This window comes from Streptomyces sp. CB02414, assembly GCF_001905385.1.
In the GTDB taxonomy this organism is placed as follows: Bacteria; Actinomycetota; Actinomycetes; order Streptomycetales; family Streptomycetaceae; genus Streptomyces.
In genome coordinates this window covers 586,292-611,334 of sequence record NZ_LIPF01000003.1, presented here as the reverse complement: position 1 = coordinate 611,334, position 25,043 = coordinate 586,292, and the positions used below count along the sequence as shown (strand labels likewise).

Annotated in this window: 28 protein-coding genes; 9 read left to right on the top strand and 19 right to left on the bottom strand. The window is 71.4% G+C overall.

Annotation, left to right across the window (positions count from 1 at the left end; all coding sequences use genetic code 11):
• Positions 1-56: 56 nt before the first annotated feature.
• The gene (locus tag AMK11_RS13835; RefSeq protein ID WP_073726691.1) at positions 57-545 is read left to right on the top strand and encodes a DUF3180 domain-containing protein; all 489 of its coding nucleotides are present in this window, start codon (positions 57-59) and stop codon (positions 543-545) included.
• A gap of 31 nt (positions 546-576) precedes the next feature.
• Here the strand turns inward: AMK11_RS13835 and folE are convergent, their stop codons facing one another.
• The 6 genes from folE to dacB all read right to left on the bottom strand — a co-directional run bounded on the left by folE (position 577) and on the right by dacB (position 8,205).
• Positions 577-1,182, bottom strand: a complete 606-nt coding sequence (folE, locus tag AMK11_RS13830) for a GTP cyclohydrolase I FolE (RefSeq protein ID WP_073726689.1) — start codon at positions 1,180-1,182, stop codon at positions 577-579.
• Positions 1,183-1,303: 121 nt separating this feature from the next.
• Positions 1,304-3,343 carry an ATP-dependent zinc metalloprotease FtsH gene (ftsH, locus tag AMK11_RS13825; RefSeq protein WP_073726687.1) on the bottom strand — a complete coding sequence of 680 codons (2,040 nt, stop codon included), beginning with the start codon at positions 3,341-3,343 and terminating at the stop codon, positions 1,304-1,306.
• A 194-nt stretch (positions 3,344-3,537) separates the two neighbouring features.
• On the bottom strand, positions 3,538-4,077 hold the full coding sequence (hpt, locus tag AMK11_RS13820) for a hypoxanthine phosphoribosyltransferase (protein WP_229831030.1): 540 nt from the start codon (positions 4,075-4,077) through the stop codon (positions 3,538-3,540).
• Positions 4,078-4,173: 96 nt separating this feature from the next.
• Positions 4,174-5,220, bottom strand: coding sequence for a tRNA lysidine(34) synthetase TilS (tilS, locus tag AMK11_RS13815; protein WP_073726685.1), 1,047 nt, complete (start codon positions 5,218-5,220; stop codon positions 4,174-4,176).
• A 191-nt stretch (positions 5,221-5,411) separates the two neighbouring features.
• Positions 5,412-6,539: a zinc-dependent metalloprotease gene (locus AMK11_RS13810; RefSeq protein ID WP_073726683.1), complete on the bottom strand. Its 1,128-nt coding sequence runs from the start codon at positions 6,537-6,539 to the stop codon at positions 5,412-5,414.
• Positions 6,540-6,633: 94 nt separating this feature from the next.
• Positions 6,634-8,205, bottom strand: a complete 1,572-nt coding sequence (dacB, locus tag AMK11_RS13805) for a D-alanyl-D-alanine carboxypeptidase/D-alanyl-D-alanine endopeptidase (RefSeq protein WP_198941352.1) — start codon at positions 8,203-8,205, stop codon at positions 6,634-6,636.
• Between the two features lie 79 nt (positions 8,206-8,284).
• Here dacB and AMK11_RS13800 point away from each other — a divergent pair, with 79 nt between their 5' ends.
• Together AMK11_RS13800 and AMK11_RS13795 are read left to right on the top strand one after the other, a co-directional pair.
• Positions 8,285-8,776 (top strand): inorganic diphosphatase, encoded by a 492-nt coding sequence (locus tag AMK11_RS13800; RefSeq protein WP_007452023.1) that lies wholly within the window; start codon positions 8,285-8,287, stop codon positions 8,774-8,776.
• Positions 8,777-8,902: 126 nt separating this feature from the next.
• Positions 8,903-10,609, top strand: a complete 1,707-nt coding sequence (locus AMK11_RS13795) for a threonine/serine ThrE exporter family protein (RefSeq protein ID WP_073726681.1) — start codon at positions 8,903-8,905, stop codon at positions 10,607-10,609.
• A 40-nt stretch (positions 10,610-10,649) separates the two neighbouring features.
• Here the strand turns inward: AMK11_RS13795 and AMK11_RS13790 are convergent, their stop codons facing one another.
• On the bottom strand, positions 10,650-11,501 hold the full coding sequence (locus tag AMK11_RS13790; RefSeq protein WP_073726679.1) for a DedA family protein: 852 nt from the start codon (positions 11,499-11,501) through the stop codon (positions 10,650-10,652).
• Between the two features lie 132 nt (positions 11,502-11,633).
• Between AMK11_RS13790 and AMK11_RS13785 the strand changes: the two genes are divergently transcribed.
• Positions 11,634-11,999, top strand: a complete 366-nt coding sequence (locus AMK11_RS13785) for a YbjQ family protein (protein WP_073726677.1) — start codon at positions 11,634-11,636, stop codon at positions 11,997-11,999.
• A gap of 21 nt (positions 12,000-12,020) precedes the next feature.
• Here AMK11_RS13785 and AMK11_RS13780 read toward each other — a convergent pair whose 3' ends face one another.
• The gene (locus AMK11_RS13780; protein WP_073726675.1) at positions 12,021-12,782 is read right to left on the bottom strand and encodes a MerR family transcriptional regulator; all 762 of its coding nucleotides are present in this window, start codon (positions 12,780-12,782) and stop codon (positions 12,021-12,023) included.
• A gap of 99 nt (positions 12,783-12,881) precedes the next feature.
• Here AMK11_RS13780 and AMK11_RS13775 point away from each other — a divergent pair, with 99 nt between their 5' ends.
• On the top strand, positions 12,882-14,309 hold the full coding sequence (locus tag AMK11_RS13775; RefSeq protein ID WP_073726673.1) for a glutamate decarboxylase: 1,428 nt from the start codon (positions 12,882-12,884) through the stop codon (positions 14,307-14,309).
• Positions 14,310-14,315: 6 nt separating this feature from the next.
• Here AMK11_RS13775 and AMK11_RS13770 read toward each other — a convergent pair whose 3' ends face one another.
• The 5 genes from AMK11_RS13770 to AMK11_RS13750 form a co-directional block, all read right to left on the bottom strand.
• Positions 14,316-15,077 carry an ABC transporter permease gene (locus AMK11_RS13770; protein WP_073726671.1) on the bottom strand — a complete coding sequence of 254 codons (762 nt, stop codon included), beginning with the start codon at positions 15,075-15,077 and terminating at the stop codon, positions 14,316-14,318.
• Positions 15,074-16,024 carry an ATP-binding cassette domain-containing protein gene (locus AMK11_RS13765; protein ID WP_073726669.1) on the bottom strand — a complete coding sequence of 317 codons (951 nt, stop codon included), beginning with the start codon at positions 16,022-16,024 and terminating at the stop codon, positions 15,074-15,076. Before AMK11_RS13765 ends, AMK11_RS13770 begins: the two co-directional genes overlap by 4 nt.
• A gap of 92 nt (positions 16,025-16,116) precedes the next feature.
• Positions 16,117-16,758, bottom strand: a complete 642-nt coding sequence (locus AMK11_RS13760) for a PadR family transcriptional regulator (RefSeq protein WP_073726667.1) — start codon at positions 16,756-16,758, stop codon at positions 16,117-16,119.
• A 31-nt stretch (positions 16,759-16,789) separates the two neighbouring features.
• The gene (locus AMK11_RS13755) at positions 16,790-18,250 is read right to left on the bottom strand and encodes an aldehyde dehydrogenase family protein (protein WP_073726665.1); all 1,461 of its coding nucleotides are present in this window, start codon (positions 18,248-18,250) and stop codon (positions 16,790-16,792) included.
• Between the two features lie 82 nt (positions 18,251-18,332).
• Positions 18,333-19,157: a helix-turn-helix domain-containing protein gene (locus tag AMK11_RS13750; protein WP_073726850.1), complete on the bottom strand. Its 825-nt coding sequence runs from the start codon at positions 19,155-19,157 to the stop codon at positions 18,333-18,335.
• Positions 19,158-19,534: 377 nt separating this feature from the next.
• On the opposite strand from AMK11_RS13750, the gene AMK11_RS13740 reads away from it, so the two are divergent.
• Positions 19,535-20,014 carry an ATP-binding protein gene (locus AMK11_RS13740; RefSeq protein ID WP_073726663.1) on the top strand — a complete coding sequence of 160 codons (480 nt, stop codon included), beginning with the start codon at positions 19,535-19,537 and terminating at the stop codon, positions 20,012-20,014.
• A gap of 84 nt (positions 20,015-20,098) precedes the next feature.
• Here AMK11_RS13740 and AMK11_RS13735 read toward each other — a convergent pair whose 3' ends face one another.
• From AMK11_RS13735 to rpmG, 5 genes are all read right to left on the bottom strand, one after another.
• Entirely contained in the window at positions 20,099-20,377 is a 279-nt protein-coding gene (locus AMK11_RS13735) for a DUF397 domain-containing protein (protein WP_073726662.1), read from the bottom strand.
• 306 nt (positions 20,378-20,683) lie between these two features.
• Positions 20,684-20,917, bottom strand: a complete 234-nt coding sequence (rpsR, locus tag AMK11_RS13730; protein WP_073726661.1) for a 30S ribosomal protein S18 — start codon at positions 20,915-20,917, stop codon at positions 20,684-20,686.
• 6 nt (positions 20,918-20,923) lie between these two features.
• Complete coding sequence (locus AMK11_RS13725; RefSeq protein WP_073726660.1) at positions 20,924-22,111, bottom strand: CobW family GTP-binding protein; 1,188 nt, start codon at positions 22,109-22,111, stop codon at positions 20,924-20,926.
• The gene (locus AMK11_RS13720) at positions 22,108-22,362 is read right to left on the bottom strand and encodes a type B 50S ribosomal protein L31 (protein ID WP_073726659.1); all 255 of its coding nucleotides are present in this window, start codon (positions 22,360-22,362) and stop codon (positions 22,108-22,110) included. Before AMK11_RS13720 ends, AMK11_RS13725 begins: the two co-directional genes overlap by 4 nt.
• A 5-nt stretch (positions 22,363-22,367) precedes the next feature.
• Complete coding sequence (gene rpmG / locus AMK11_RS13715) at positions 22,368-22,532, bottom strand: 50S ribosomal protein L33 (RefSeq protein ID WP_019329852.1); 165 nt, start codon at positions 22,530-22,532, stop codon at positions 22,368-22,370.
• A gap of 73 nt (positions 22,533-22,605) precedes the next feature.
• Here rpmG and rpmB point away from each other — a divergent pair, with 73 nt between their 5' ends.
• From rpmB to AMK11_RS13700, 3 genes are all read left to right on the top strand, one after another.
• Positions 22,606-22,842, top strand: coding sequence for a 50S ribosomal protein L28 (rpmB, locus tag AMK11_RS13710; protein WP_073726658.1), 237 nt, complete (start codon positions 22,606-22,608; stop codon positions 22,840-22,842).
• The gene (rpsN, locus tag AMK11_RS13705; protein ID WP_073726657.1) at positions 22,842-23,147 is read left to right on the top strand and encodes a 30S ribosomal protein S14; all 306 of its coding nucleotides are present in this window, start codon (positions 22,842-22,844) and stop codon (positions 23,145-23,147) included. The genes rpmB and rpsN overlap by 1 nt, the downstream gene beginning before the upstream one ends.
• Before the next feature lie 218 nt (positions 23,148-23,365).
• Positions 23,366-23,860, top strand: coding sequence for a hypothetical protein (locus AMK11_RS13700; RefSeq protein ID WP_383582577.1), 495 nt, complete (start codon positions 23,366-23,368; stop codon positions 23,858-23,860).
• A gap of 24 nt (positions 23,861-23,884) precedes the next feature.
• Here AMK11_RS13700 and AMK11_RS13695 read toward each other — a convergent pair whose 3' ends face one another.
• On the bottom strand, positions 23,885-25,024 hold the full coding sequence (locus AMK11_RS13695; RefSeq protein WP_073726656.1) for a DUF2786 domain-containing protein: 1,140 nt from the start codon (positions 25,022-25,024) through the stop codon (positions 23,885-23,887).
• Positions 25,025-25,043 lie beyond the last annotated feature (19 nt).

Here is a 25,043-nt window from a genome sequence, read left to right as displayed (position 1 = left end):
AAGGCCGACGGCCACGCCGAAGACCGGCACCGGGGACCGAAGGGACACGGAACAGCGTGAAAGAGTTGCGCATCAGGGTGCTGGTCGGCGTGTTCCTCGTCGCCGGCATCCTGTCCTGGGCGGGCGCCCGCCTGTGGAACTCGATCGGGAGCCTCCCGAGCGTCCCCCTGGCCGCCCCCATCGTCCTCGCCCTGATCGCGGTGATCCTGCTCGCCACCGCGCTCTCGCTGCGCGCCCGCCTGAAGGCCCAGCGGGAGCGTGTGCCGGGCGCCAAGGGCGTCGACCCGATGATGGCGGCCCGCGCGGTGGTCTTCGGCCAGGCCAGCGCCCTGGTGGCCGCCCTGGTCGCGGGGATGTACGGGGGCACGGGGGTCTTCCTGCTGGAGTACCTGGACGTCCCCGCCCGCCGCGACCAGGCCGTCTACGCCGGTTTCTCGGTGCTGGCGGGCATCGCCGTCATAGCGGCCGCCCTCTTCCTGGAGCGCGTCTGCCGCCTCCCGGAGGACGAGGACGACGACCACCCGGGCACGGCCACGGCGGCCTGACGCCCGGCCGCCGGACGCCCGCCGACGGGCGTCAGCGAGCCATGATCAGGCTCATCGCCTCGTTGCGCGTGGCGACGTCGCGCAGCTGCCCGCGCACCGCCGACGTGAGGGTCTTCGCGCCGGGCTTGCGGATGCCGCGCATCGACATGCACATGTGCTCGCACTCCACGACCACGATCACGCCCCGCGGCTCCAGGATCTCCATCAGGGAGTCGGCGATCTGCGTGGTGAGACGTTCCTGCACCTGGGGCCGGCGGGCGTAGACGTCCACCAGGCGGGCCAGCTTGGACAGGCCGGTGATCTTGCCGTTGTTCGACGGGATGTAGCCGACGTGCGCCACCCCGCGGAACGGGACGAGATGGTGTTCGCACGTACTGAACACCTCGATGTCCTTCACCAGCACCATCTCGTCGTGCCCGAGGTCGAACGTCGTCGTCAGCACGTCCTCGGGCTGCTGCCACAGTCCCGCGAATATCTCCTTGTACGCCCGCGCCACCCGCGCCGGCGTCTCCCTCAGCCCCTCGCGGTCCGGGTCCTCGCCGACCGCGATCAGCAGTTCGCGTACGGCGTTCTCGGCCCGCTTCTCGTCGAACTCGCCGATCTGGCCCTCGCCGTCCAGCGTCACGGGGTCGGTCATCTAGTGCCTCGTTCCTGTCCTGTCCTGCGGTCGGCATACGGAAATGCCGCGCCCCCAAGGCTAGAACCTGGGGGGCGCGGCATACATTCCGGGCCTGGTGGGGCCGCCGGGAGCAGCTGAGTCAGCTCTCCGGACGGTCCTCCGGGGCTCGTTCCGGTGCCGGGGCCGGCTCCGGCGTCGCGCTCTTGGCCGTGGAGATCGCCGCCGGCGCGCCGTTGGCTCCGTTCGTCAGGGCGAGCTCCTTGGGGGAGAGCACCGGCGGACGGGTCGACGGCGTGCGGCGCGAGGAGCCGGTCCAGGCGGGCCGGGACGGGCGCTTGACGATCTGCGCGAAGATCTCGGCGATCTCCTCCTTGCCCAGCGTCTCCTTCTCCAGCAGCGCGAGGACGAGGTTGTCGAGGACGTCGCGGTTCTCGACCAGGATCTCCCAGGCCTCGTTGTGCGCCGTCTCGATGAGCTTCTTGACCTCCTCGTCGACCAGCGCGGCGACCTCTTCCGAGTAGTCGCGCTGGTGGGCCATCTCACGCCCGAGGAACGGCTCGCTGTTGTCGCCGCCGAACTTGATCGCACCGAGGCGCTCGGTCATGCCGTACTGCGTGACCATCGCGCGAGCGAGGCCGGTGGCCTTCTCGATGTCGTTGGCCGCGCCCGTCGTCGGGTCGTGGAAGACGAGCTCCTCGGCCGCCCGGCCGCCCAGCATGTAGGCGAGCTGGTCGAGCATCTCGTTGCGCGTGGTCGAGTACTTGTCCTCGTCCGGCAGCACCATCGTGTAGCCGAGGGCCCGGCCTCTGGACAGGATGGTGATCTTGTGGACCGGGTCGGAGTTGGGTGAGGCCGCCGCGACCAGGGCGTGACCGCCCTCGTGGTACGCGGTGATCTTCTTCTCCTTGTCCGACATGATCCGGGTCCGCTTCTGCGGGCCCGCGACCACGCGGTCGATCGCCTCGTCCAGCATGTGGTTGTCGATCAGCTTCTGGTCGCTGCGGGCCGTCAGCAGGGCGGCCTCGTTCAGCACGTTGGCCAGATCGGCACCGGTCATACCGGGCGTACGGCGGGCGACGGCCGACAGGTCGACGTCCGGGGCGACCGGCTTGCCCTTCTGGTGGACCTTGAGGATCTCCAGACGGCCCTGCATGTCCGGACGGTCGACGGCGATCTGCCGGTCGAAACGGCCGGGGCGCAGCAGCGCCGGGTCGAGGATGTCGGGCCGGTTCGTCGCGGCGATGAGGATCACGCCGCCCTTGACGTCGAAGCCGTCCATCTCGACGAGCAGCTGGTTCAGGGTCTGCTCGCGCTCGTCGTGACCGCCGCCGAGGCCGGCGCCGCGGTGGCGGCCGACCGCATCGATCTCGTCGACGAAGACGATCGCCGGGGCGTTCGCCTTGGCCTGCTCGAACAGGTCACGGACCCGGGAGGCACCGACACCGACGAACATCTCGACGAAGTCGGAACCGGAGATCGAGTAGAACGGCACGCCCGCCTCGCCCGCGACGGCTCGCGCGAGCAGGGTCTTGCCGGTACCGGGCGGGCCGTACAGCAGCACGCCCTTGGGGATCTTGGCGCCGACGGCCTGGAACTTGGCCGGTTCCTGCAGGAACTCCTTGATCTCGTGGAGCTCCTCGACGGCCTCGTCGGATCCGGCGACGTCGGTGAACGTCGTCTTGGGGGTGTCCTTGGTGATGAGCTTGGCCTTGGACTTGCCGAAGTTCATGACCCGGGAGCCGCCGCCCTGCATCTGATTCATCAGGAACAGGAAGACGACCACGATCAGGACGAACGGCAGCAGGGAGAGCAGGATCCCGACGAACGGGTTCTGCTTCGACGGCGACACCGTGTAGCCGTCGGGGATCTGCTTGTCCTGGTACTTGTTCTGCAGGGTGCCGGCGAGGGTCTCACCCTGGTTGCCGATGTAGCTCGCCTGGATCTTCGAGCTGCCCTCGACCTTCTGACCGTCCTTGAGCTGAACCTGGATCTTCTGCTCGTCGCCGGTGGTCAGCTTGGCCGACTCGACCCTGTTGTCGTTGATCGCCTGGACGACCTGGCCCGTGTCCACCGTCTTGTAGCCGCCGGACGAGCCGACGACCTGCATCAACACGACCACGGCAAGGACGGCCAGCACGATCCACATGATTGGCCCACGGAAGTATCGCTTCACGTCCATCCTCCGGAGCGGTGGCGCCCCGTCCCTCCTGCCATAGTGAGTTTGATAAGACAGTTCTTCTGACGGTACCCCAGCGGGGCGGCCCTCAGCCGCACGGGACCGCTGACGTCCCGTCTGCATGCTCCAACGGCGCGGGGGCCTCCGGGGTTCCCGGCCGCCCCCCGAAACGCCGCGGAGCGCGCCACAGGGCCGTGTCAGCCGCCGTAGACGTGGGGCGCGAGCGTACCGACGAACGGCAGGTTGCGGTACTTCTCGGCGTAGTCGAGGCCGTAGCCCACGACGAACTCGTTGGGGATGTCGAAGCCCACCCACTCCACGTCGATGGCGACCTTCGCGGCGTCGGGCTTGCGCAGCAGCGTGCACACCTTGAGGGAGGCGGGCTCGCGCGAGCCGAGGTTGGAGATCAGCCAGGACAGGGTCAGGCCGGAGTCGATGATGTCCTCGACGATCAGGACGTGCTTGCCCTTGATGTCGGTGTCCAGGTCCTTGAGGATCCGCACCACGCCGGAGGACTGGGTGCCCGCGCCGTACGAGGACACCGCCATCCAGTCCATCGTGACGGGGGTGGACAGCGTGCGCGCGAGGTCGGCCATGACCATCACGGCGCCCTTGAGCACGCCGACGATGAGCAGGTCCTTGCCCGCGTACTCCGCGTCGATCTTCGCGGCCAGCTCGGCCAGCTTCGCGTCGATCTCTTCCTTGGTGATGAGTACCTTCTCGAGGTCGGCACCCATGTCGTTCGCGTCCACCCGCATCACTTTCGGTCGTCCCACCGGCCACTCCGGAGCGCCCCGGCGATCCGTGTACGGGATCGGTGGGAGGGTCCGGATTCAGCCTTGCCGAATCACCAGTCTGCCACCCTGCCGCCGGGCGACGACTTTGCCGGGGAGGTTGATGGCTCCCTGACCGCGCCAGCCGGTGATCAGCCGGTCGACTTCCTCGATGTGGCGGGCGAACAGGGCGCCGGCCGGAGCACCGGCGTCGACGGCGGCGCGGCGCAGGATCCGGCGGCGTACGGCGGGCGGCAGGGCGTAGAGCTTGGCGCACTCCAGCACGCCGGAGGCGTCGCGGACGCCCGCCTCGGCCTGCCGGGCCCAGGCGTCGAGGGCGTCGGCGTCGTCCCGGGAGAGCTGGGCCGTACGGGCGAGGGCCTCGACGACGCCCTTGCCGAGGGCCTTCTCCAGGGCGGGCAGGCCCTCGTGGCGCAGCCGGGAGCGGGTGTAGGCCGGGTCGGCGTTGTGCGGATCGTCCCAAACGGGCAGGGACTGGACCATGCAGGCCTTGCGGGCGGTCTGCCGGTCGACCTGGAGGAAGGGACGCCGGTAACGGCCGCCGGCCCCCGAGACCGCGGCCATGCCCGACAGGGAGCGGATGCCGGAGCCGCGGGCGAGGCCCAGCAGGACGGTCTCGGCCTGGTCGTCGCGGGTGTGGCCGAGCAGGACGGCGGCGGCCCCGTGGCGGGCGGCGGCGTCGTCCAGGGCGGCGTAGCGGGCGTCGCGGGCGGCGGCTTCGGGCCCGCCCGCGCGGCCGACGCTCACGGCGGTGGCCTCTACGGGGTCCAGGCCCAGTTCGCGCAGGCGCAGGACGACCTCTTCGGCGCGCAGGTCGGAGCCGCTCTGCAGGCCGTGGTCGACGGTGACGCCGCCGGCGCGGACGCCGAGGCGGGGGGCCTCGAAGGCGAGGGCGGAGGCGAGCGCCATGGAGTCGGCGCCGCCGGAGCAGGCCACGAGCACGAGCGGCGACGGCGGGCGCTCGGGCATGCGCTCGGCGGCCGTCGCGGCGGGTACGCCGGCCGTGGTGTTCAGTTCGGTGAGGATGTCGTGGAGGACGCGGCGGACCGCCAGGCGTATCGCCGCGACCGCAGGATGGGGACCCATGTCCGGTGCCCTTCATGAAGTTGTCGGGGGTGAGCCCGAGGTTCGGTCACGCAGAGTGTGTAGATGGTGACAGAAACGGGCCGTTCCCCGAGCATCGCACGCCTGTCGAGAGCCCACGGTCCCTCGGACGGGTGATTGGAGGGGCGTTCGACTGCCGTCGGCCGGATTCGTTCACGCCCGATCCCCGGGGCTCACGACTCCGGCTTGCGGTGCACCCGCGCGATCCAGTCCGCCGGTTTGGAGATCTCCGCCTTGGTGGGGAGGGTGTTGGGCGAGGTCCAGACGCGGTTGAAGCCGTCCATGCCGCACTCCTCGACGACGGCCCGCACGAAGCGCTCGCCGTCCCGGTACTGGCGGAGCTTGGCGTCCAGGCCGAGCAGCTTGCGCAGGGCCAGGTCGAGGCGCGAGGCACCCTTGGCGCGGCGCTGCTGGAACTTCTCGCGGATCTCCCCGACGCTCGGCACGACCGCCGGGCCGACCCCGTCCATCACGAAGTCGGCGTGCCCCTCCAGGAGCGACATCACGGCCGTGAGCCGGCCGAGGACCTCCCGCTGGGCCGGGGTCTGCACCAGCTCCACCAGCGACCGGCCGCCGTCGTCCTCCTCGCCCTCGGGGCGTCCCCCGGCGAGGGTCTGGGCGGCCTCGCGGACCCGCTCCAGCACGGTCATGGGGTCGACGTCGGTCTCCGAGAGGAACGACTGGATTTCGCCCTCCAGGTGGTCGCGCAGCCAGGGCACCGCGGTGAACTGCGTGCGGTGCGTCTCCTCGTGCAGGCACACCCAGAGGCGGAAGTCGTGCGGGTCGACGTCGAGTTCGCGCTCGACGTGCACGATGTTCGGCGCGACGAGCAGGAGCCGGCCGCCGCCGTTCGCGCCCGCGGGCAGCTCGCGGGTGGCCGGGGCGAAGGTCTCGTACTGGCCGAGGACCCGTGAGGACAGGAACGACAGCAGCATGCCCAGCTCCACGCCGGTGACCTTGCCGCCGACGGCACCGAGGACCGCGTTGCCCGCGCCGCCGCCGCGCCGCTCCTCCATCTTCTCCAGCAGCGGCTTGAGGATCTCCCGGAACCCGGCGACGTTCGCCCGGACCCAGCCCGGGCGGTCGACGACGAGGACGGGGGTGGCGTGGGCCTCCTCGGTGGCCAGGCGGGTGAAGCCGCGGACGTGCTCCTCGGAGGACTTGGCGTGGCGGCGGAGCTCCGCGACGACGGCCCTGGCCTCGTCGCGGCTCACCTCGGGGCCCGGCCGTACGAGCCGGGTCGCGGTCGCCACCGCGAGATTCCAGTCGACCATGCCGGAGGATGCGCCGATGCTCGTCATTCCTCAACCGTACGTGAGCGCTGCCGCTGGGGGCAGGCTGTGGCGGGCGGTGGGGTGGGGGCTCGGGGTGGGGCCGCTGGACGGCGGCTCGTGGCTACGGCGCTCCGGACGCCAGGGCCGTAGTCAGTCGGTCCAGGGCCGCCTGGGCCTCCCACGCGTTCGTCGTGTCCGAGGCCAGGAAGGCGAAGCCCAGGAGGCGGCCGTCGGGGGTGACGGCCGTGCCGGCGAGGGTGTTGACGCCCGTCAGGGTGCCGGTCTTGGCGCGTACGACACCGGCCGCGCCGTCCGTGTAGCGGCCGCTCAGGGTGCCGGTGAAGCCGGCGACGGGGAGACCGGTGAGGACCGGGCGGAGCTCGGGGCGGGACGGATCGGCGGCCTCGGCGAGCAGGGCGGTGAGGAGGTCCGCGGTGATGCGGTCGGTGCGGTCCAGGCCGCTGCCGTCGTGGAAGCGGGCGCCGTCCACGGGCAGGCCCAGTTGCCGCAGGCGGGCCGTGATCGCCGCCGAGACGCCGTCGAAGTCGGCGCTCTCGCCGCTCGCCAGGGCGGTGTGGCGGGCCAGGGCCTCGGCGAGGTCGTTGTCGCTGTTGGTCAGCATCCGCTCGACCAGCGCGGTCAGCGGGGGCGAGGAGACGGTGGCGAGGGTGTCCGCGCGGTCGGTGGCCTTGGAGGGGCCGGGAGCCGACGCGGTGATGCCGTGCCGCTCCAGGAACCCGGCGAAGGTGCGGGCGGCGTCGGCGGCCGGGTCGGGCACGCGCGGGGCGGGGCCGCTGGTGGAGTCGTCCGTGCGGCCCTCGTCGGCCATCAGGGCGGTGACGCGGGCGAGGTTCTCGTTGACTCCGATCGGGTGCATTTCCGTACCGGCGTAGAGCGTCGTGTCGTACGACAGCGTCACCTCGCGCACGTCCCGCTTCTTGAGGGCGGTGGCGGTCTTCTCGGCGAGAGTGCGCAGGCTGGCGAGGCCGCGGGCGTCCTTCCGCGCGGTGAGGGTGGGGTCGCCGCCGCCGACGAGGACGAGTTCGCCGGTGTCGGCCTCCAGGGCGGTGCGGGTGGTGAGGCGGTGGTCGGGGCCGAGGGCGGTGAGCGCGGCGACGGCGGTGGCGATCTTGGTGGTGGAGGCGGGGGTGAGCGCCGTGCCGGCGTCGCGGCCGTACAGGCGCTTGCCGGTGGTGAGGTCCACCACCGCCGCCCCGCGGCTGCCGCCGAGCGCCGGGTCCTCCATCAGCGGTCCGAGGACGTCCGCCAGGGCCGTGCCGCCGGGCACGGCCTCGGCGCCGCGCGGAACTCCGCCCGCCGTACCGCCGAGGCCGGTGAGGACGGACGGGGCGCTGGGCGCGGGGCGCGGCGAGCCGGACGTCGTACCGGAACCGACCGGTCCGCGGCCGTGATCTGCGCCACCCGTGCGCTCCAGGGCGACGGCCCGGTCCCGCTCGGCCGTACGCTGACCCGTGGAGTCCCAGGGGCCGGCGGCGGTCACCACACCGGCGGCCAGTGCCAGCCCGGCCGTGGCGGCACCGGCGGTGTACTGCCAGGTCTTGGGCCTCGTGACCCGGTCGAGCTGCGGCGCCGTGGCCCGTGCGAACCGTGCGACCCGCGGTCGGACGGCACGCGCGGCACGCGCCACACGCGGTCCCGTGGCCCGCCAAGGCCTCAGCTCTGGCACTACCACCAGCCCCTTTCGCGATCACACACCTGCGTGAGGGACACTTAATCACCAGAACTATGTGCTGATCATGGAGGAGCGTCCGGTGGAGTTCGACGTCACGATCGAGATCCCGAAGGGTTCGCGGAACAAGTACGAGGTGGACCACGAGACCGGTCGTATCCGCCTGGACCGCCGCCTGTTCACCTCGACCGCCTACCCGACCGACTACGGCTTCGTCGAGAACACCCTCGGCGAGGACGGCGACCCGCTGGACGCGCTGGTCATCCTGGACGAGCCGACGTTCCCGGGCTGCCTGATCCGCTGCCGCGCGATCGGCATGTTCCGGATGACGGACGAGGCCGGCGGCGACGACAAGCTGCTGTGCGTCCCGTCGACCGACCCGCGCGTGGAGCACCTGCGTGACATCCACCACGTCTCGGAGTTCGACCGCCTGGAGATCCAGCACTTCTTCGAGGTCTACAAGGACCTGGAGCCCGGCAAGTCCGTCGAGGGCGCCGACTGGGTGGGCCGCACCGACGCCGAGGCCGAGATCGAGCGGTCCTACAAGCGCTTCAAGGACCAGGGCGGCCACTGAGCACGCCTCCTGAATCCCTTCCGTAACGGGCCGCACGCGCACGCGTGCGGCCCGTTCACGTTTGGGTGCGCATACTGAGGGCTACAGGAGGGTGTGTCGTACGAGGGCCCAGGGAGCGTTTCGCAGGTGACGGAGGCGGAGGACCGCAAACCGCAGTCGGACGAGGCGCGCAGTGCGTTCCGGCCGCCCGTCGGCGTCGGCGCGCCGGTCGACGACGAGTCGTCGACGACGTCCGAGTTCGAGATTCCGCAGGGACTGGCGGTGTCCCGGCACACCGGCGCGGAGTCCGAGACGACCTCCGAGTTCGCGCTGCCGGAGGGGCTGGACGCGCCGTCGGGAGCGCCCGCCGAGTTCGAGGGCTCGGCGTTCAGCATGCCGAGCACGTACCACGCGTGGTCGCCGGCCGTCTTCACCCCGGCGAGCGGCTTCCCGGCGGTCAACCTGACGGACGTGCCCTGGCAGGACCGGATGCGCGCGATGCTGCGCATGCCGGTGGCCGACCGGCCGGCGCCCGAGCCGTCGCAGAAGCACGACGACGAGACCGGCCCCGCCGTGCCGCGCGTGCTCGACCTGACGCTGCGCATCGGGGAGCTGCTGCTGGCGGGCGGTGAGGGCGCCGAGGACGTGGAGGCGGCGATGTTCGCCGTCTGCCGCTCCTACGGCCTGGACCGCTGCGAACCGAACGTCACCTTCACCCTGCTGTCGATCTCCCACCAGCCGTCCCTGGTGGAGGACCCGGTGACGGCGTCGCGGACGGTGCGCCGCCGCGGCACCGACTACACGCGGCTCGCGGCCGTGTTCCACCTGGTGGACGATCTCAGCGACCCGGACACGCAGATCTCCCTGGAGGAGGCCTACCGGCGCCTCGCGGAGATCCGCCGCAACCGCCACCCGTACCCCACCTGGGTGCTGACCGCGGCCAGCGGCCTGCTCGCCGGCTCGGCTTCGGTGCTCGTCGGCGGCGGTCTGACCGTGTTCGTCGCCGCCATGCTCGGCTCGATGCTCGGCGACCGGCTGGCCTGGCTGTGCGCCGGGCGGGGGCTGCCGGAGTTCTACCAGTTCGCGGTGGCCGCGATGCCGCCGGCCGCGATGGGGATCGTGCTCACGCTGATCCACGTCGACGTGAAGGCGTCGGCGGTCATCACCGGTGGCCTCTTCGCGCTGCTGCCCGGGCGGGCGCTGGTCGCCGGGGTGCAGGACGGCCTGACCGGCTTCTACATCACCGCCGCGGCGCGCCTGCTGGAGGTCATGTACTTCTTCGTCAGCATCGTCGCCGGGGTGCTGGTGGTGCTGTACTTCGGTGTCCAGCTGGGCGCCAATCTCAATCCCGACGCCCAGCTGGGCACGGGCGACCAGCCGGTCGTGCAGATCGGCGCGTCCATGATGCTGTCGCTGGCCTTCGCGATCCTGCTCCAGCAGGAACGATCCACCGTGCTGGCGGTGACCCTGAACGGGGGCGTCGCCTGGGTCGTGTACGGCGCCATGCACTACGTCGGCGACATCTCGCCGGTGGCCTCCACGGCCGCCGCGGCGGGGCTGGTGGGTCTGTTCGGGCAGCTGATGTCCCGGTACCGGTTCGCGTCGGCGCTACCGTACACGACCGCGGCGATCGGGCCGCTGCTGCCCGGTTCCGCGACGTACTTCGGGCTGCTGGCGATCGCGCAGAGCGAGGTCGACCGGGGGCTGGTGTACCTGTCGACGGCGGTGGCCCTCGCCATGGCCATCGCCATCGGGGTGAACCTCGGTGGGGAGATTTCGCGGCTGTTCCTGCGGGTGCCGGGCGCGGCGAGTGCGGCGGGCCGCCGGGCGGCGAAGCGGACGCGGGGGTTCTAGCGCCGGGCGCCTGCACAGCCCCGCGCCCCTTCAGGGCGCGTCAGCGGCCCTGGTTGTAGGGGTACTGGCCGGCCTGCTGGTCGTACGGCGGCTGCGGGTACTGCTGGGCGTACGGCTCCTGGTACTGCTGGGGCTGCTGGTACTGCTGCGGCTGCTGGTACGGGTCCACCCTGCGGAGCTGGGTCGTGGCGTCGTCCATCACCGGGTACGCGGGCTGCTGCTGCGGCTGCTGGAACTGCGGCGCCGCGGGCTGGGGGGCCGCCGCGGGCTGCTGCTTCTTCTTCTTGCGCTCGCGCAGGTACTCGATGGCGATCGGGACGACCGAGAGGACGACGATCAGGACGAGGATCGGCTCGACGTTGGTGCGGATGAACTCGATCTGGCCGAGCCAGTAGCCCGCGAGGGTGACACCCGAGCCCCAGGCGACGCCGCCGATGACGTTGTACGTGAGGAAGGTGCGGTACTGCATGCGGCCGGCGCCCGCCACGATGGGGGCGAAGGTGCGCACGATCGGCACGAAGCGGGCCAGGACGATCGCCTTGGGGCCGTACTTCTCCATGAACTCGTGCGCCTTGTCCAGGTTCTCCTGTTTGAAGAGCTTGGAGTTGGGGCGGTTGAAGAGCTTGGGGCCGAGGAACTTGCCGATCATGTAGCCCACTTGGTCGCCGATGACGGCGGCCAGCACGATCAGGGTGCACACCAGCCACAGCGGCTGGCTGATGTACTCGCCCTGGGCGACGAACAGGCCCGCCGTGAACAGCAGCGAGTCGCCGGGCAGGAACGCGAAGAGTCCGGACTCGGCGAAGACGATGAGCAGGATGCCCGGCAGAGCGAAGGTCTCGATCAGGTAGTCCGGGCTCAGCCACTCGGGGCCGAGCGCAAGCGTGGTCACGGGATTGTGGCTCCTGCTGCTGGGGGGCGGGCGGGACCTGGCTGCCCAAACGTACAACGCAGCCGTCGGGTTCCAGGTTCCAAGGGCTTCCTCGGGGTGCACTGTGACCTTGCCCGGGGAAACCTGAGAACCATGGGTATTGAAGAATACGGCGGCGGACAGGGCCCCGGGCCCGAGGTGCTCGTCGTGACCACGAACGACCTGCCGGGCCACCGGGTGCAGGAGGTGCTCGGGGAGGTCTTCGGGCTGACCGTCCGCTCCCGGCACCTGGGGAGCCAGATCGGCGCCGGGCTGAAGTCGATGGTCGGCGGTGAGCTGCGCGGGCTCACGAAGACGCTGGTCGAGACCCGCAACGAGGCGATGGAGCGGCTGGTCGAGCAGGCACGCGCGCGTGGCGCCAACGCGGTGCTGGCGTTCCGCTTCGACGTGACGGCGGCCGCGGACGTGGGCACCGAGGTGTGCGCGTACGGGACGGCGGTGGTCGTGGCCCGGGAGTGAGATCCGGGCCACGACCACCACTCAGGGGGTGTGCCGGACGGCGTTGGCGAGGATCGCGTCGCGCATGTAGGCGGCGAGGCCCGGCTTGGCGGCGTCGATGTTCCGCGTGTAGCGCTCGTCGGAGACGAACATCTCGCCCATGCAGGTGTGCATCTCATACCCGCAGTCGTAGTGGTTGCGGGCGATCCCCTGCCGGTGGGCCTCGGCGGCGTCCATGGCTGCCTCGGACTCGGCGGGCTCACCGGCCTCCATCAGGGCCACGAAGCGCCGGGTGAGCTCGTCGACCTCGTCCTTGATGCGCTGCCAGTCCTCCTTGGTGTAGGAGGCGGTCTTCGCCTTGGACTGGCGGTAGGCGTCGGTGTTCCCCCAGCGCTCCTGGACCTCCTCCTCGTACTGGTCGGGGTCGAAGTCGCCGAAGACCTCGAACTTCTCCTCGGGCGTGAGGTTGATGCCCATGCTGCGTGCCTCCATGGCGTGCTCCACGGCCGCCGCCATCTTCTCCAGCTTCTCGATCCGGGCGGTCAGCAACTCGTGCTGGCGGCGCAGGTGCGCGCGCGGGTCCACGTCCGGGTCGTCGAGCAGGGCGGCGACCTCGTCGAGCGGAAAGCCCAGCTCCCGATAGAACAGGATCTGCTGCAACCGGTCGAGGTCGGCGTCGTTGTAGCGCCGGTGGCCCGCACGGCTGCGCTCGCTGGGTGCGAGCAGGCCGATGTCGTCGTAGTGGTGCAGGGTGCGCACCGTCACTCCGGCGAAGCCGGCCACCTGTCCCACGGAGTAGCTCACTTCCGCTCCCTTCTCTGACGCCCTCCACGCTGCCGCCTCACGCGACGTGAGGTGCAAGCCCGGGTGCGCGGCCCGGGTCCCGGACCTACCGTCGGTCGCATGCCACTGCATCACGGGCCCCACCCGCCGCAGGACGCTGAGCGCGCCCGGCGCCGGCTCGCCGTGAACCCGTTCCACGGCCAGGCGAACCCCCTCGGCGGCATGACCGAGGCCCCGCCCACGCACCGCCTGCCCGACTCCCCGCTGCCGCCGCAGACCGCGTACCGGCTGGTCCACGACGAGCTGATGCTGGACGGCAACGCGCGCCTGAACCTGGCCACCTTCGTCACCACCTGGATGGAACCGCAGGCCGGGGTACTGATGGGCGAGTGCCGCGACAAGAACATGATCGACAAGGACGAGTACCCGCGCACCGCCGAGCTGGAGCGGCGCTGCGTGGCGATGCTCGCCGACCTGTGGCACGCGCCCGACCCGTCGGCGGCCGTGGGCTGCTCGACGACCGGGTCGAGCGAGGCGTGCATGCTGGCCGGGATGGCGCTGAAGCGGCGCTGGGCGCTGCGCAACGCCGACCGGTACCCCTCCAAGGACGCCCGGCCCAATCTCGTGATGGGCGTGAACGTCCAGGTCTGCTGGGAGAAGTTCTGCAACTTCTGGGAGGTGGAGGCCCGGCAGGTCCCGATGGAGGGCGACCGCTTCCACCTCGACCCGCAGGCCGCCGCCGAGCTGTGCGACGAGAACACCATCGGGGTCGTCGGCATCCTCGGCTCCACCTTCGACGGGTCCTACGAGCCGGTCGCCGACCTGTGCGCCGCCCTGGACGCCCTCCAGGAGCGGACCGGACTCGACGTCCCGGTGCACGTCGACGGCGCCTCCGGCGGCATGGTCGCCCCGTTCCTCGACGAGGACCTGGTGTGGGACTTCCGGCTGCCGAGGGTCGCGTCGATCAACACCTCGGGGCACAAGTACGGGCTGGTCTACCCGGGCGTGGGCTGGGCACTGTGGCGGGACGCGGACGCGCTGCCCGAGGAGCTGGTCTTCCGGGTCAACTACCTGGGCGGCGACATGCCGACCTTCGCGCTGAACTTCTCGCGCCCCGGCGCGCAGGTGGTCGCGCAGTACTACACGTTCCTGCGGCTGGGGCGGGAGGGCTACCGGGCGGTGCAGCAGGCGTCGCGGGACATCGCGCGGTCGACCGCCGAGCGGGTGGCGGCGCTCGGCGACTTCCGGCTGCTGACGCGCGGCGACCAGTTGCCGGTGTTCGCCTTCACGACGGCCCGTGACGTGACGGCGTACGACGTGTTCGACGTCTCGCGGCGGTTGCGGGAAGGCGGCTGGCTGGTGCCCGCGTACACCTTCCCGCCGCACCGCGAGGACCTGTCCGTGCTGCGCGTGGTGTGCCGCAACGGCTTCTCGGCCGACATGGCGGACCTCCTGGTCGAGGAGCTGGAGCGGCTCCTTCCGGAGCTGCGCCGGCAGCCGCACCCGCTGACCCGGGACAGGGGTGCGGCGACCGGATTCCACCATTAGGGGCTTCTACCGGCTCAGCCGGGAGAACCGCCGCACCGCCAGCGGGAAGAACACCGTCAGGATGGCCAGCGGCCACCCGATCGCCGCCCACACATGGCCGCTCTCGCCGCCGGGGCTGCCGAACAGGTCGCGTACGGCGGTCGCGGTCTGGGACATCGGATTCCACTGGACGAGCGTGCCCAGCCAGCCCGGCATGGCGTCCGGGGTGGCGAAGGCGTTGGAGAGGAAGCCGACCGGCCAGACCAGGATCTGCACCGCCTGCACCATCTCCGGCTTCCCCGCGACCAGGGCCAGATGGATGCCGACCCACAGCATCGCGAACCGGAAGAGCAGGAGCAGGCCCACCGCGCCCAGGAAGGCGCCGGCGCCGCCGTGCGCCCGCCAGCCGAGCGCGTACCCGACGGCGATCAGCACCGTGAGGCCCGCCACCGACTGGAGCATGTCGGCGGCCGAGCGGCCCACCAGCACCGCGCCGTTGGTCATGGGCAGGGAGCGGAACCGGTCGACGACACCCTTGTCGAGGTCCCGGGTGACGGCGATCATCGTGCCCTCCAGGCCGAAGGCCATGGTGAGCGCGAGCATCCCGGGGACGAGGTAGTCGACGTACTCGCCGGTCACTCCCCGGCCGCCGCCGACCAGGTAGCCGAACATCAGCAGCAGCATGACCGGGAAGACCAGGTTGACGACGACCGCGACCGGCTGCCGCGCCCAGCGGGCCAGCTCCCGGCGGGTCATGGTCCAGGAGTCGGTCAGGGCGTAGGTGGTCACACGGCCTCCTTGATGCGGTCAGGGCGGTCGGTGAGGTGCAGGAAGACCTCGTCCAGGGTCGGGCGGCGCAGAGCCACGTCCTCGGCCTCCAGACCGGCCTCCTCCAGCGCCCGTACGACGCCCGCGAGGGCCGTCATCCGGTCGGTGACGGGTGCGCTGATCAGCCGGCGGTCGGGGTCGACGCGGGCGTCGGTGAGCGGCAGCAGGGCGAGGGCGGCGCCGAGCTGTCCGGCGTCGCGCAGGACGACGTCGACGCGGTCGCCGCCGGTAGCGGCCTTCAGTTCGTCGGCCGTGCCGTCGGCGACGACCCGGCCGGCGTCGACGACCGAGATGCGGTCGGCGAGCTGGTCGGCCTCCTCCAGGTACTGGGTGGTGAGCAGGACCGTCGTACCGCCGCCGACCAGGGAGCGGACGGAGTCCCACACCTCGGCCCGGCCGCGCGGGTCGAGGCCGGTGGTCGGTTCGTCCAGGAAGAGCACCTCCGGTTCGGTGATGAGGGACGCGGCCAGGTCCAGGCGGCGCCGCATGCCTCCGCTGTAGGCGCTGACCGGTTTGCGTCCGGTGTCGGTGAGGTCGAAGCGGGCCAGGAGTTCGTCGGCACGCGCGCGTGCCCGCCGGGCGCCCAGGTGGTGCAGGCGGCCGAAGAGCTCCAGGTTCTGCCGGCCGCCGAGCTCCTCGTCGAGCGCGGCGTGCTGGCCGAGCAGGCCGATGCGCAGCCGTACGGCGTACGCCTGGGTGACGACGTCGTGGCCGGCCACCTCGACGCGTCCCGAGTCCGGGCGGAGCAGGGTGGACAGGATGCGGACCAGGGTGGTCTTGCCCGCGCCGTTCGGGCCCAGGATCCCGTGCACCGTGCCTCGCGTGACCGTGAGGTCGAGACCGTCCAGCGCGTGCTTGTCGCCGTACCTCTTGCGTGCCCCTTCGACGGTGATCGCCGCGTCGGTCACTGAGACCTCCCAATTAGTCAAACTTGACTACCGGCGGAGGAGAGTATGCCCGCCGAGACGTTTAGTCAAACTTGATTAATTGAGAGAATCCATCAGCCGCGGTCTCCGGGATGCGGCTCCCCCGCCCCGTACGGGTTCTCCTCGCCCTCGCCCAGGACCCCGACGAACGGCTCGCCCTCTCCGGCGAAGGTGTACGCGCCGCCCCGGATGCGCTCGATCAGCGCACGGGTCCACTCGGCGCCGTGGTCGGCGGAGTGCACCCAGAGGTTCATGATCTCGCCGATGTGGCCGAGCTGCGCGGGGCCGTCCTCGGGCGTGTAGTACTCGGTGACGGACCTGCGCCACTTCTCGATGGCCCGGATCCGCTCCTCCAGGAGGCCCAGCACCTCCTCGCGCCCGAGGTCGACCATGAGACCGAGCCCGGCGGAGAGCACGTCGGGCTTCTGGTCGTAGGCGGTGAGGGACTCCCTGAGCAGGGTGAAGTACTCCTCCGTGCCCCGCTCGGTGATCTCGTACTCGGTGCGCGGCGGGCCGCCGGCGGTCGACGGGGCGATCTCGTGCGCGTGCAGCAGGCCCTGCTTGGCCATCTGCTTCAGCGCGTGGTAGATCGAGCCGGGCTTGGCGTTGGACCACTCGTGCGCGCCCCAGTACTCCAGGTCGTTGCGCACTTGGTAGCCGTGGGCCCGCCCGTGCTGGCGGACCGCGCCGAGCACCAGGAGTCGGATCACTGACATGGGTCCAGACTAGGGGGACCCGGGACCCGTATTAGAACGGGAACCCGCTGCGCCCGTGCTGCACCGAGATCCACTTCTGGGTGGTGAAGGCGTCCAGCATGGTGTCGCCGTTGAGGCGGCCGATGCCGGAGTGCTTCTCGCCGCCGAACGGCACGATCGGCTCGTCGTGCACGGTGCCGTCGTTCACGTGGAACATGCCGGTGTCGATCTGCTTGGCGAAGTTGACGCCGCGCTCGGTGTTCCCCGTGTGCACGGCGCCGCTCAGGCCGTACGGGGTGTCGTTGACCAGGCGTACGGCCTCCTCCTCGCCGTCGAAGGGGACGAGGAAGGCGACCGGCCCGAAGACCTCCTGCTGGAGCAGGGCGGAGTCGGCGGGCAGGCCGGTCAGCACCGACGGCTCGACCAGGTTGTCCGTGACCGTGCCGCGCACCAGGGCGGTGGCGCCCTCGGCCAGCGCCTGCTCGACGACGGCCGTCAGGGCGTCCGCCTGCGAGGAGTTGATCACCGGTCCGATGACCGTCGACGGGTCGCGGGGGTCGCCCGCCTTGAGACCGGCGACCTTGGCGACGAACTTCTCGGTGAACTCGTCGGCGACCGCGCGGTCGACCAGGACGCGGTTGGCGGCCATGCAGACCTGGCCCTGGTGGACGAACCGGCTGAAGACGGCCGCGTCGACCGCGTAGTCGACGTCCGCGTCGTCGAGGACCACCAGCGCGCTGTTGCCGCCCAGTTCGAGCACCGAGCGCTTGAAGTTCGCTGCGCAGACGGTGGCCACGTGGCGGCCGACCTTGTCCGAGCCGGTGAAGGAGATGACCTTGGGGACGGGGTGCTCCAGGAAGGCGTCGCCGATCTCCGCGATGTCGGTGACGACCACGTTCAGCAGACCGCCGGGCAGACCGGCGTCCTCGAAGAGCTTCGCGACCAGGGTGCCGCCCACGATCGGCGTGTTCTGGTGCGGCTTGAGGACGACGCCGTTGCCGAGGGCGAGGGCCGGGGCGACCGACTTGAGGGAGAGCAGGAAGGGGAAGTTGAAGGGGCTGATGACGCCCACGACACCGACCGGCACCCGGTAGACGCGGTTCTCCTTGCCGTCGACCGGCGACGGGATGATCCGCCCCTCGGGCGCCAGCGACAGGTGCACCGCCTCGCGCAGGAACTCCTTGGCGAGGTGCAGCTCGAAGGCGGCCTTCAGGCGGGTGCCGCCGAGCTCGGCGACGATCGCGTCGCTGATCTCGCCCTCGCGCTCCTCGACCAGGCGCAGCACCTTCTCGAACACCGCGCGGCGGGCGTACGGGTTGGTAGCCGCCCACGGCTTCTGCGCGCGCTCGGCGGCCCGGTAGGCGGCGTCGACCTCGTCGACGGTGGCTATGGTGACCGAGGCCAGCTTCTCGTTGTCGTACGGGTTGAAGTCGATGATGTCCCAGGAGCCGGTGCCCGGGCGCCACTCGCCGTCGATGTACTGCTGGGCGAGGTCGGTGAAGTACGACGACATGTGATCCCTCAATCCCCATAGCTGCCGCCGGCCGTCACGTCCGTGAGCCGACGGCCTGATTGAGCGTCATCGTACTTACGTTTCAGGAGAGTTGGAGAAGCCCCCGCAGAAGGTCCCGGCTCTCGTCCGGCCCCGGGCTGTCCTGCTGGAGTTCCTTCAGCGCGGTCTCGTACTGGGTGACGTCCTCGCCCTTGTCGAGGTACAGGGCGCTGGTCAGCTGCTCCAGGTACACGACGTCCGAGAGGTCGGACTCGGGGAAGCTGAGGATCGTGAACGCGCCACTCTCGCCGGAGTGCCCGCCGAAGCCGAACGGCATGACCTGGAGCCGGATGTTGGGCCGCTCCGACATCTCGATGAGGTGCTGGAGCTGGCCGCGCATCACCGCGCGGTCGCCGTACGGACGGCGCAGCGCGGCCTCGTCCAGGACGATGTGGAACTCGGGCGCGTTCTCCGCGACGAGGTGCTTCTGCCGCTCCAGGCGCAGCGTCACCCGCCGCTCGACGTCCGCCTCGCCGGCGCCCTTCATGCCGCGCCGGACGACCGCGCGGGCGTACTCCTCGGTCTGGAGCAGGCCGTGCACGAACTGCACCTCGTAGACCCGGATCAGCGAGGCGGCGCCCTCCAGGCCCACGTAGGTGGGGAACCAGCTGGGCAGCACGTCGGAGTAGCTGTGCCACCAGCCCGCGACGTTGGCCTCCTTGGCGAGGGAGAGCAGGGAGTTGCGCTCCTGCTCGTCCGTGATGCCGTACAGCGTCAGCAGGTCCTCGACGTCCCTCGTCTTGAAGCTCACCCGGCCCAGCTCCATCCGGCTGATCTTCGATTCGGAGGCGCGGATCGAGTAGCCCGCCGCCTCCCGCGTGATCCCCCGCGTCTCACGCAGTCGCCTGAGTTGTGATCCGAGCAGCATGCGCCGCACCACCGATCCGGGCTCTCCCGCGCTCACGTTCGCCAGCCTCCCCAACCGTCTTCAGGGGCCGAAGTCTGCCACTAAAACACTCCGAGCAGTACTCGTCCGGTTACGGAAACGGAATCGAGCCAAAGGAAACGCACAGGATCATGCACGGAAGGGCTCGGAACCGGCCGCGGAGAGAGATGAAGAGGAGGCGAAGATGACGGAAAAATTGACCAACAAGCGGTACGGGCAGGTCCATTTCGGTCACGTGCACGTGCATCTGCCCTTGCATCTGCGGTACGCATCCGAAACCATGGTCCCGCACCACCGCGCCGCATCGCCTCGGACCGCGAATTTCGGGAGTGCCTCGCATGGGGACGAATGGATCGACCATGCTCGAGCCGTTACGGCAGGGCCTTCCGCCACTCGACCCCGCGGCCGTCTCCAACGCCGCATCCTGCGCCCTGCCACCGAGATTCGAAGCGGTGCGCGAGGCCCGGGGGTTCACCCGCAGGACGCTCGACGGCTGGGGCATGAGCGACCGTTTCGACGACGTCTGCCTCGTGGTCTCCGAACTCGTCACCAACGCCCTGCGCCACGCGCTGCCCGCCGACACCCCGCGCACCGCCGAGCAGAACGGTCCCGTCCGGCTGCATCTGATGCGCTGGCCCGAGCGGCTGGTGTGCGCGGTGCGCGACCCCAGTCACGACAGCCCGGTGGCCCGCGAGACGGATGACTTCTCGGCGGAGTCGGGCCGGGGACTGTTCCTCGTCGACTCCTTCAGCGACGGCTGGGGCTGGCACCCGCTCGCCGGGACGCTCGACGGGAAGGTGGTCTGGGCGCTGTTCCGGCTCCCGCAACCCGGCGCGTGATCCGCAGCGGTGCACGCGGCACCTGTTGTGCCCGCAGCGACCGCAGCGCCCGCAGCGCCTTTCCGCGCCGCGGTCGCACGCGTGTCAGCTCGTGACCAGGTGGTCGAACTCGCCGTCCTTGACGCCCAGCAGCATGGCCTCGATCTCGGCACGCGTGTAGACGAGGGCGGGCCCGTCGGGGAAGCGGGAGTTGCGCACCGCCACCGCGCCGTCGGGCAGCCGCGCGAACTCCACGCACGACCCCTGCGAGTTGCTGTGCCGGCTCTTCTGCCAGGCCACGTCGTGCAACTGCGCGGCGGCCATGCCGTTGTACACGCCGGACGCGTCGTCAGCGGCGTACACGTCGTACACGTCGTGGTCCACAGGTCGCTCCCCGGTGGTGCACTGGCTGATGTGGCCATTGATGCAGTGGTCAACTGATCCGGATCATATCCCTGTTCACGTGCAGATGCATGAGCAAATGCACGTGCACGCGGGGTGTTCCCTCAGTTACAGCTTTGACGACCGCTTTACCGAGTCCTGCACTCTTTGACGCCCGCTCCGAAGAACTCGTTCCCCCGTATGCCCCCGAATTCGGAGAACATGCAACAACATGCACCAACACCGGGGGCCCGCTCGGTCGAGCGGGCCCCCGGGTCCCGGCGCCGGTGGACGGCCCGGCGGCGCAGGTCAGCGCACGGAGTACGGCAGCAGCGCCATCTCCCGGGCGTTCTTGATCGCCCTGGCCAGTTGCCGCTGCTGCTGGGACGTCACACGGGTGACGCGGCGACTGCGGATCTTCCCTCGGTCGGAGATGAACTTCCGCAGCAGATCGGTGTCCTTGTAGTCGATGTACGTCACTTTGGCCTGGTCCAGCGGATTGGGCCGCTGCTTGGCGGGCTTGCGGTCGCTCTTGCGGGGCATGGGGTCTCAGACCTCCAGGAGGGTGTCGAAGGCGGACGGAAGGCGCTCCCAGGCGGCCTGCCCGGCGGCGTACTCGGCGTCGGTCAGCAGGCAGGACTCCAGGAGCCGTTCGAGGCCGTCGCGGTCGAGGCCGGGGGACGTGAAGACCAGGTGCTGGCATCGGTCGCCGTGCTCGGGGTGCCAGTCCAGCGCGGCGGCGGCGCGGCGTACGGGCGGGACCATCTCCCACGCGGCGTCGGGCAGCGAGGCGAGCCAGGGCCCCGCGCTCTCCACGCACAGCGCCCCGCCCGCGGCGTCCCAGTGCAGCAGCGTGTCCGCCTTGTCGGCGAGCCAGAACCGGCCCCGGCTGCGGGCCGCGGCGCAGGTCAGGTCCTCCAGCGCCGCGTAGAGCCGTTCCGGGTGGAAGGGCCGGCGGCTGTGCCACACCAGGGTGGAGACGCCGTGCGCGTCGGCCTCGGCGGGCAGCAGGGCGCAGGCCGGGTGCTGGGCGGCGGCCGCGGCCTCGACGTCGAAGCCGGCCCGCGCGGCACGGGCCAGCGGGGAGGAGGAGCCGTTCCGGTCGCCGTGGCCGCTCGCCGGGCCGCCCTGCCCGATCGGGACCCGGCGGGCCGTCGGGTGGAGCTGGGCCAGCAGCTCGCGGTCCTCGTCGTCGGCCTCCGGGGAGTCGGCGAGGGCGAGGACGGGGGCGTACTCCAGCTGGCGTGCGAAGGTGTCGGCGACGGTGCGCTGGTCGGTGGCCGCGGCGGCGAGGCCGCCCTCGGCGAGGTCGTCGCCGTTGCCGAGGTAGGGCAGCACGAGGGCCGGGTCGACGGCGGTGATCACGCCGGTGACGGTGAAGCCGCCGGCCGTCACCACCTCGGCCATCGCCTTGGGCTCCACGGAGTCCCACAGCTCGACGACCGCCAGCGGGGTGCCTCCGGCGTGCGCGAGCCGTGCCAGCTCGGGGACGAGGTCCTCGCGCAGGGCGCAGCAGGCGCAGTCGTTGACGAGCGGCGCCTCGCCGGCGGAGCGGATGCCGGTGGCGTCCCGCACGGTCCGTACGACCGTGCCCGCGGTGGCCGTGGCGAGGTCGTGGTGGAGTACGACACTGCCGGGCACGTCGGCGAGGAGCCGGGCCACGGCCGCCTTGCGGGCGTCGGCGTGCAGTCCGCCGACGATCACCACGGGCAGGGCCGGGCGCTCCGGCCCGCTCATGCCCCGCCCCGCTTCCCGTACCGGCGCTCGAAGCGCTCGACGCGGCCGGCGGTGTCCAGGACGCGGGCGGTGCCGGTGTAGAAGGGGTGGCTGACGTCCGAGATCTCGACGTCGACGACCGGGTAGGTGTTGCCGTCCTCCCACTCGATCGTGCGCTCGCTCGTCATGGTCGAGCGGGTGAGGAAGGCGTAGTCGGCGGCGCGGTCGCGGAAGACGACCGGGCGGTACTCGGGGTGGATTCCCTTGCGCACGGGGGTCAGCGCTCCTCTCGGAAGTCGACGTGGCGGCCGGCCACCGGGTCGTACTTGCGCAGGACCAGCCGGTCGGGGTCGTTGCGCCGGTTCTTGCGGGTGACGTAGGTGAAGCCGGTCCCGGCGGTGGACCGGAGTTTGATGACCGGGCGGAGTTCGTTGCGTGCCATGGCTGGTATCTTACTGAAAATGAATTCCATTAACAGCTAGGGGTCGACCGACCCGAAGGAGAGGTACGTCACCGTGTCCGCCCACTGCATGCTCACCGGGGCCAGGCCCGGCTTCGGCAACCGCATCTCGCACTCCCACCGGCGGACCTCCCGCCGCTTCGACCCCAACGTCCAGACCAGGCGCTACTGGCTGCCGAGCGAGAACCGGCACGTCCGGCTGAAGCTGAGCGCGAAGGGGATCAAGACCGTCGACGCGATCGGCGTCGAGGCGGCGGTGGCGCGCATCCGCGCCCGGGGAGTGAGGATCTGATGGCGAAGAAGAGCAAGATCGCGAAGAACGAGCAGCGGCAGCGGACCGTCGCGCGGTACGCCGCGCGCCGGGCCGAGCTGAAGGAGATCGTCCGCCGGCCGTCCGCCACGGAGGCCGAACGGCTCGCCGCCCAGCGGGAACTGCGTCGGCAGCCCCGCGACGCGAGCCCCACGCGGGTACGCAACCGCGACCAGGTCGACGGGCGCCCGCGCGGCTATCTGCGCACCTTCGGACTGTCCAGGGTGAACCTGCGTGAGCAGGCACACGCCGGGAATCTTCCCGGGGTGCGCAAGGCCTCCTGGTAGCTTGCGGCTGTCTTGGGGCCGAACGGCCGTCCGGCAACAGCTTGGAGCTTCCGGTGACACGGGTGAGGGTGGACAGCACGGCGAGCACGGCAAGCACGGCGAACGCGACTGGCACGGCTAGGAGTACGGCTGTGAGTACGGCTGCGAGTACTGCTGTGAGTGTGCCCGGAAGCACCGGGGGTCCGCGCGGGCGGTCGGCCCGGTCGGCCCGGCGGTCCCTGCGGGCTGCGGCCGTGACCGTCGGGCTGATGGGCGCCCTGGCGCTGACCGCGTGCACCGACAGCGGCGACTCCGACGACGGCGGCTCGGGCGGGGACAAGTCGTCGGCGGCGCCCAGCGCCTCCGCGAGCGCGAGCTCGCAGACCGGCGGCGGAACAGGCGGATCGCCCTCCGCGGCCGGGGAGTTGGAGGGCAGCTGGCTCGCCACCGCCGACGGCCAGGCGGTCGCGCTGATGGTCACCGGCGACCAGGCCGCCCTCTTCGCCACCGGCGGGACCGTGTGCAGCGGCACCGCCGGTGAGGAGTCCGGCACCCGGACCATCCGCCTGAAGTGCACCGCCGGCAGCGACGACCGGGCGAGGGGCACGGTCGAGTCGGTCGACGACACCTCGCTGAAGGTGACGTGGGAAGGCGGCGTCGGCGAGGAGACGTACACCCGGTCCGAGGGCGGCTCGCTGCCGCCCGGCCTGCCGACCGAGGGCCTCGGTTCCTGAGCCGGGCCGCCACCGCGCGGTGCGCTACCGCAGCGGCCGTCGGCGCTCGACCCGCGCGTCGTCGGCCGCGCGGGTGCCCTCCGTCCAGCCCGCCGCGTCGGAGACACCGCGCAGGCGGGTCGTGGTCGTCTCCGGGAACAGGCGCTCCAGCCGGTCGGTGACCGCGACCTCGCGGGAGGCCAGGACCGGCAGCAGGTCCACGCCCGCCGCCGCCCCGCCCTCGGCGGTGGCCGCCTCGGCCGCCGCCCGGAGCCGGGTGCCCGCGCGGTGTGCGTACGCGGCGAGGAACGACTGCCGGAAGGTCTTGGTCCGCTTGCGCCCGCCGGCACGCTGCGCCGCCTCCGCCTTCGCCATCGCGGCCTCGGCCTGCACCAGCAGCGAGGTGTAGAGGAGTTCGACCGACTCCAGGTCGCCCTCGAAGCCGACGACTGTCGAGAAGCCGAGGGCCTCGTTCCACACCGCGCGGCAGTGGTTGGCGTCGGCCACCGCGTCCAGCAGCACCGCCTTGGCCTGTTCGTACGGCGGCTCCACCCCGATCCGGCAGGCTCCCGGCGCGTCGGGCGAGGGGGCGCCGGCCGCCAGCAGCGCCTCGTCGACGCTGTGCCGGGCCATCAGCTCCTGCGCCTTGGCGCTCAGCGCCTCAGCCTCCTCCGGGAACCCGGTCGCCTCCGCCTTGGCGAGCAGTGCGCGGATACGCGCGAGGGCGCGGGACTCCGGCCGGGCCTCGCCGCGCGGCGCGCCCGGCGCCCGCGGCGCTTCCAGCGGTTCCAGCACGGGCAGCCGCAGCAGCAGGCGGTACAGCTCCAGTACGGCGGTGGCGTGCGAGAAGCGGTCGGTGCGGGGCGGTGCCTGGTCCGGTACGGCGTCGAGCTGGGCGGTCCAGCGGGGCCCGCGCGGGCGGTCGTCCGGCGCCTGGGCGCGGATCAGTGCCGCCACCAGCCGCACGTGCGTGTCGTCCAGCTCGCGCCGCACGATCCGTACGAGGTCGGCGGGCTGCCAGCCGCGCCGCCAGGCAGCCGCCACGAACTCCTCGCCCCGCCGGGCCAGTTCCGCGTCCGCCGCCGGGTCGGCGGCCAGCAGCGAGGCGGCGCCGTCGAGGGCGGCGTCGCCGGTGTCGTACAGGGCGGTCTCGAAGGCACGGTCGACGGTGCGGGGCGTACTCACCCGGCGATGGTGCCACGAC

Coding starts and splice junctions, on each gene's coding strand:
- folE (WP_073726689.1), bottom strand. CDS start 1,182: ATGACCGACCCCGTGACGCTGGACGGCGAGGGCCAGATCGGCGAGTTC.
- ftsH (WP_073726687.1), bottom strand. CDS start 3,343: ATGGACGTGAAGCGATACTTCCGTGGGCCAATCATGTGGATCGTGCTG.
- hpt (WP_229831030.1), bottom strand. CDS start 4,077: ATGGGTGCCGACCTCGAGAAGGTACTCATCACCAAGGAAGAGATCGAC.
- tilS (WP_073726685.1), bottom strand. CDS start 5,220: ATGGGTCCCCATCCTGCGGTCGCGGCGATACGCCTGGCGGTCCGCCGC.
- AMK11_RS13810 (WP_073726683.1), bottom strand. CDS start 6,539: ATGACGAGCATCGGCGCATCCTCCGGCATGGTCGACTGGAATCTCGCG.
- AMK11_RS13785 (WP_073726677.1), top strand. CDS start 11,634: ATGGGTATTGAAGAATACGGCGGCGGACAGGGCCCCGGGCCCGAGGTG.
- AMK11_RS13775 (WP_073726673.1), top strand. CDS start 12,882: ATGCCACTGCATCACGGGCCCCACCCGCCGCAGGACGCTGAGCGCGCC.
- AMK11_RS13760 (WP_073726667.1), bottom strand. CDS start 16,758: ATGTCAGTGATCCGACTCCTGGTGCTCGGCGCGGTCCGCCAGCACGGG.
- AMK11_RS13755 (WP_073726665.1), bottom strand. CDS start 18,250: ATGTCGTCGTACTTCACCGACCTCGCCCAGCAGTACATCGACGGCGAG.
- AMK11_RS13750 (WP_073726850.1), bottom strand. CDS start 19,157: ATGCTGCTCGGATCACAACTCAGGCGACTGCGTGAGACGCGGGGGATC.
- AMK11_RS13740 (WP_073726663.1), top strand. CDS start 19,535: ATGCTCGAGCCGTTACGGCAGGGCCTTCCGCCACTCGACCCCGCGGCC.
- rpsR (WP_073726661.1), bottom strand. CDS start 20,917: ATGCCCCGCAAGAGCGACCGCAAGCCCGCCAAGCAGCGGCCCAATCCG.
- AMK11_RS13725 (WP_073726660.1), bottom strand. CDS start 22,111: ATGAGCGGGCCGGAGCGCCCGGCCCTGCCCGTGGTGATCGTCGGCGGA.
- rpmG (WP_019329852.1), bottom strand. CDS start 22,532: ATGGCACGCAACGAACTCCGCCCGGTCATCAAACTCCGGTCCACCGCC.
- rpsN (WP_073726657.1), top strand. CDS start 22,842: ATGGCGAAGAAGAGCAAGATCGCGAAGAACGAGCAGCGGCAGCGGACC.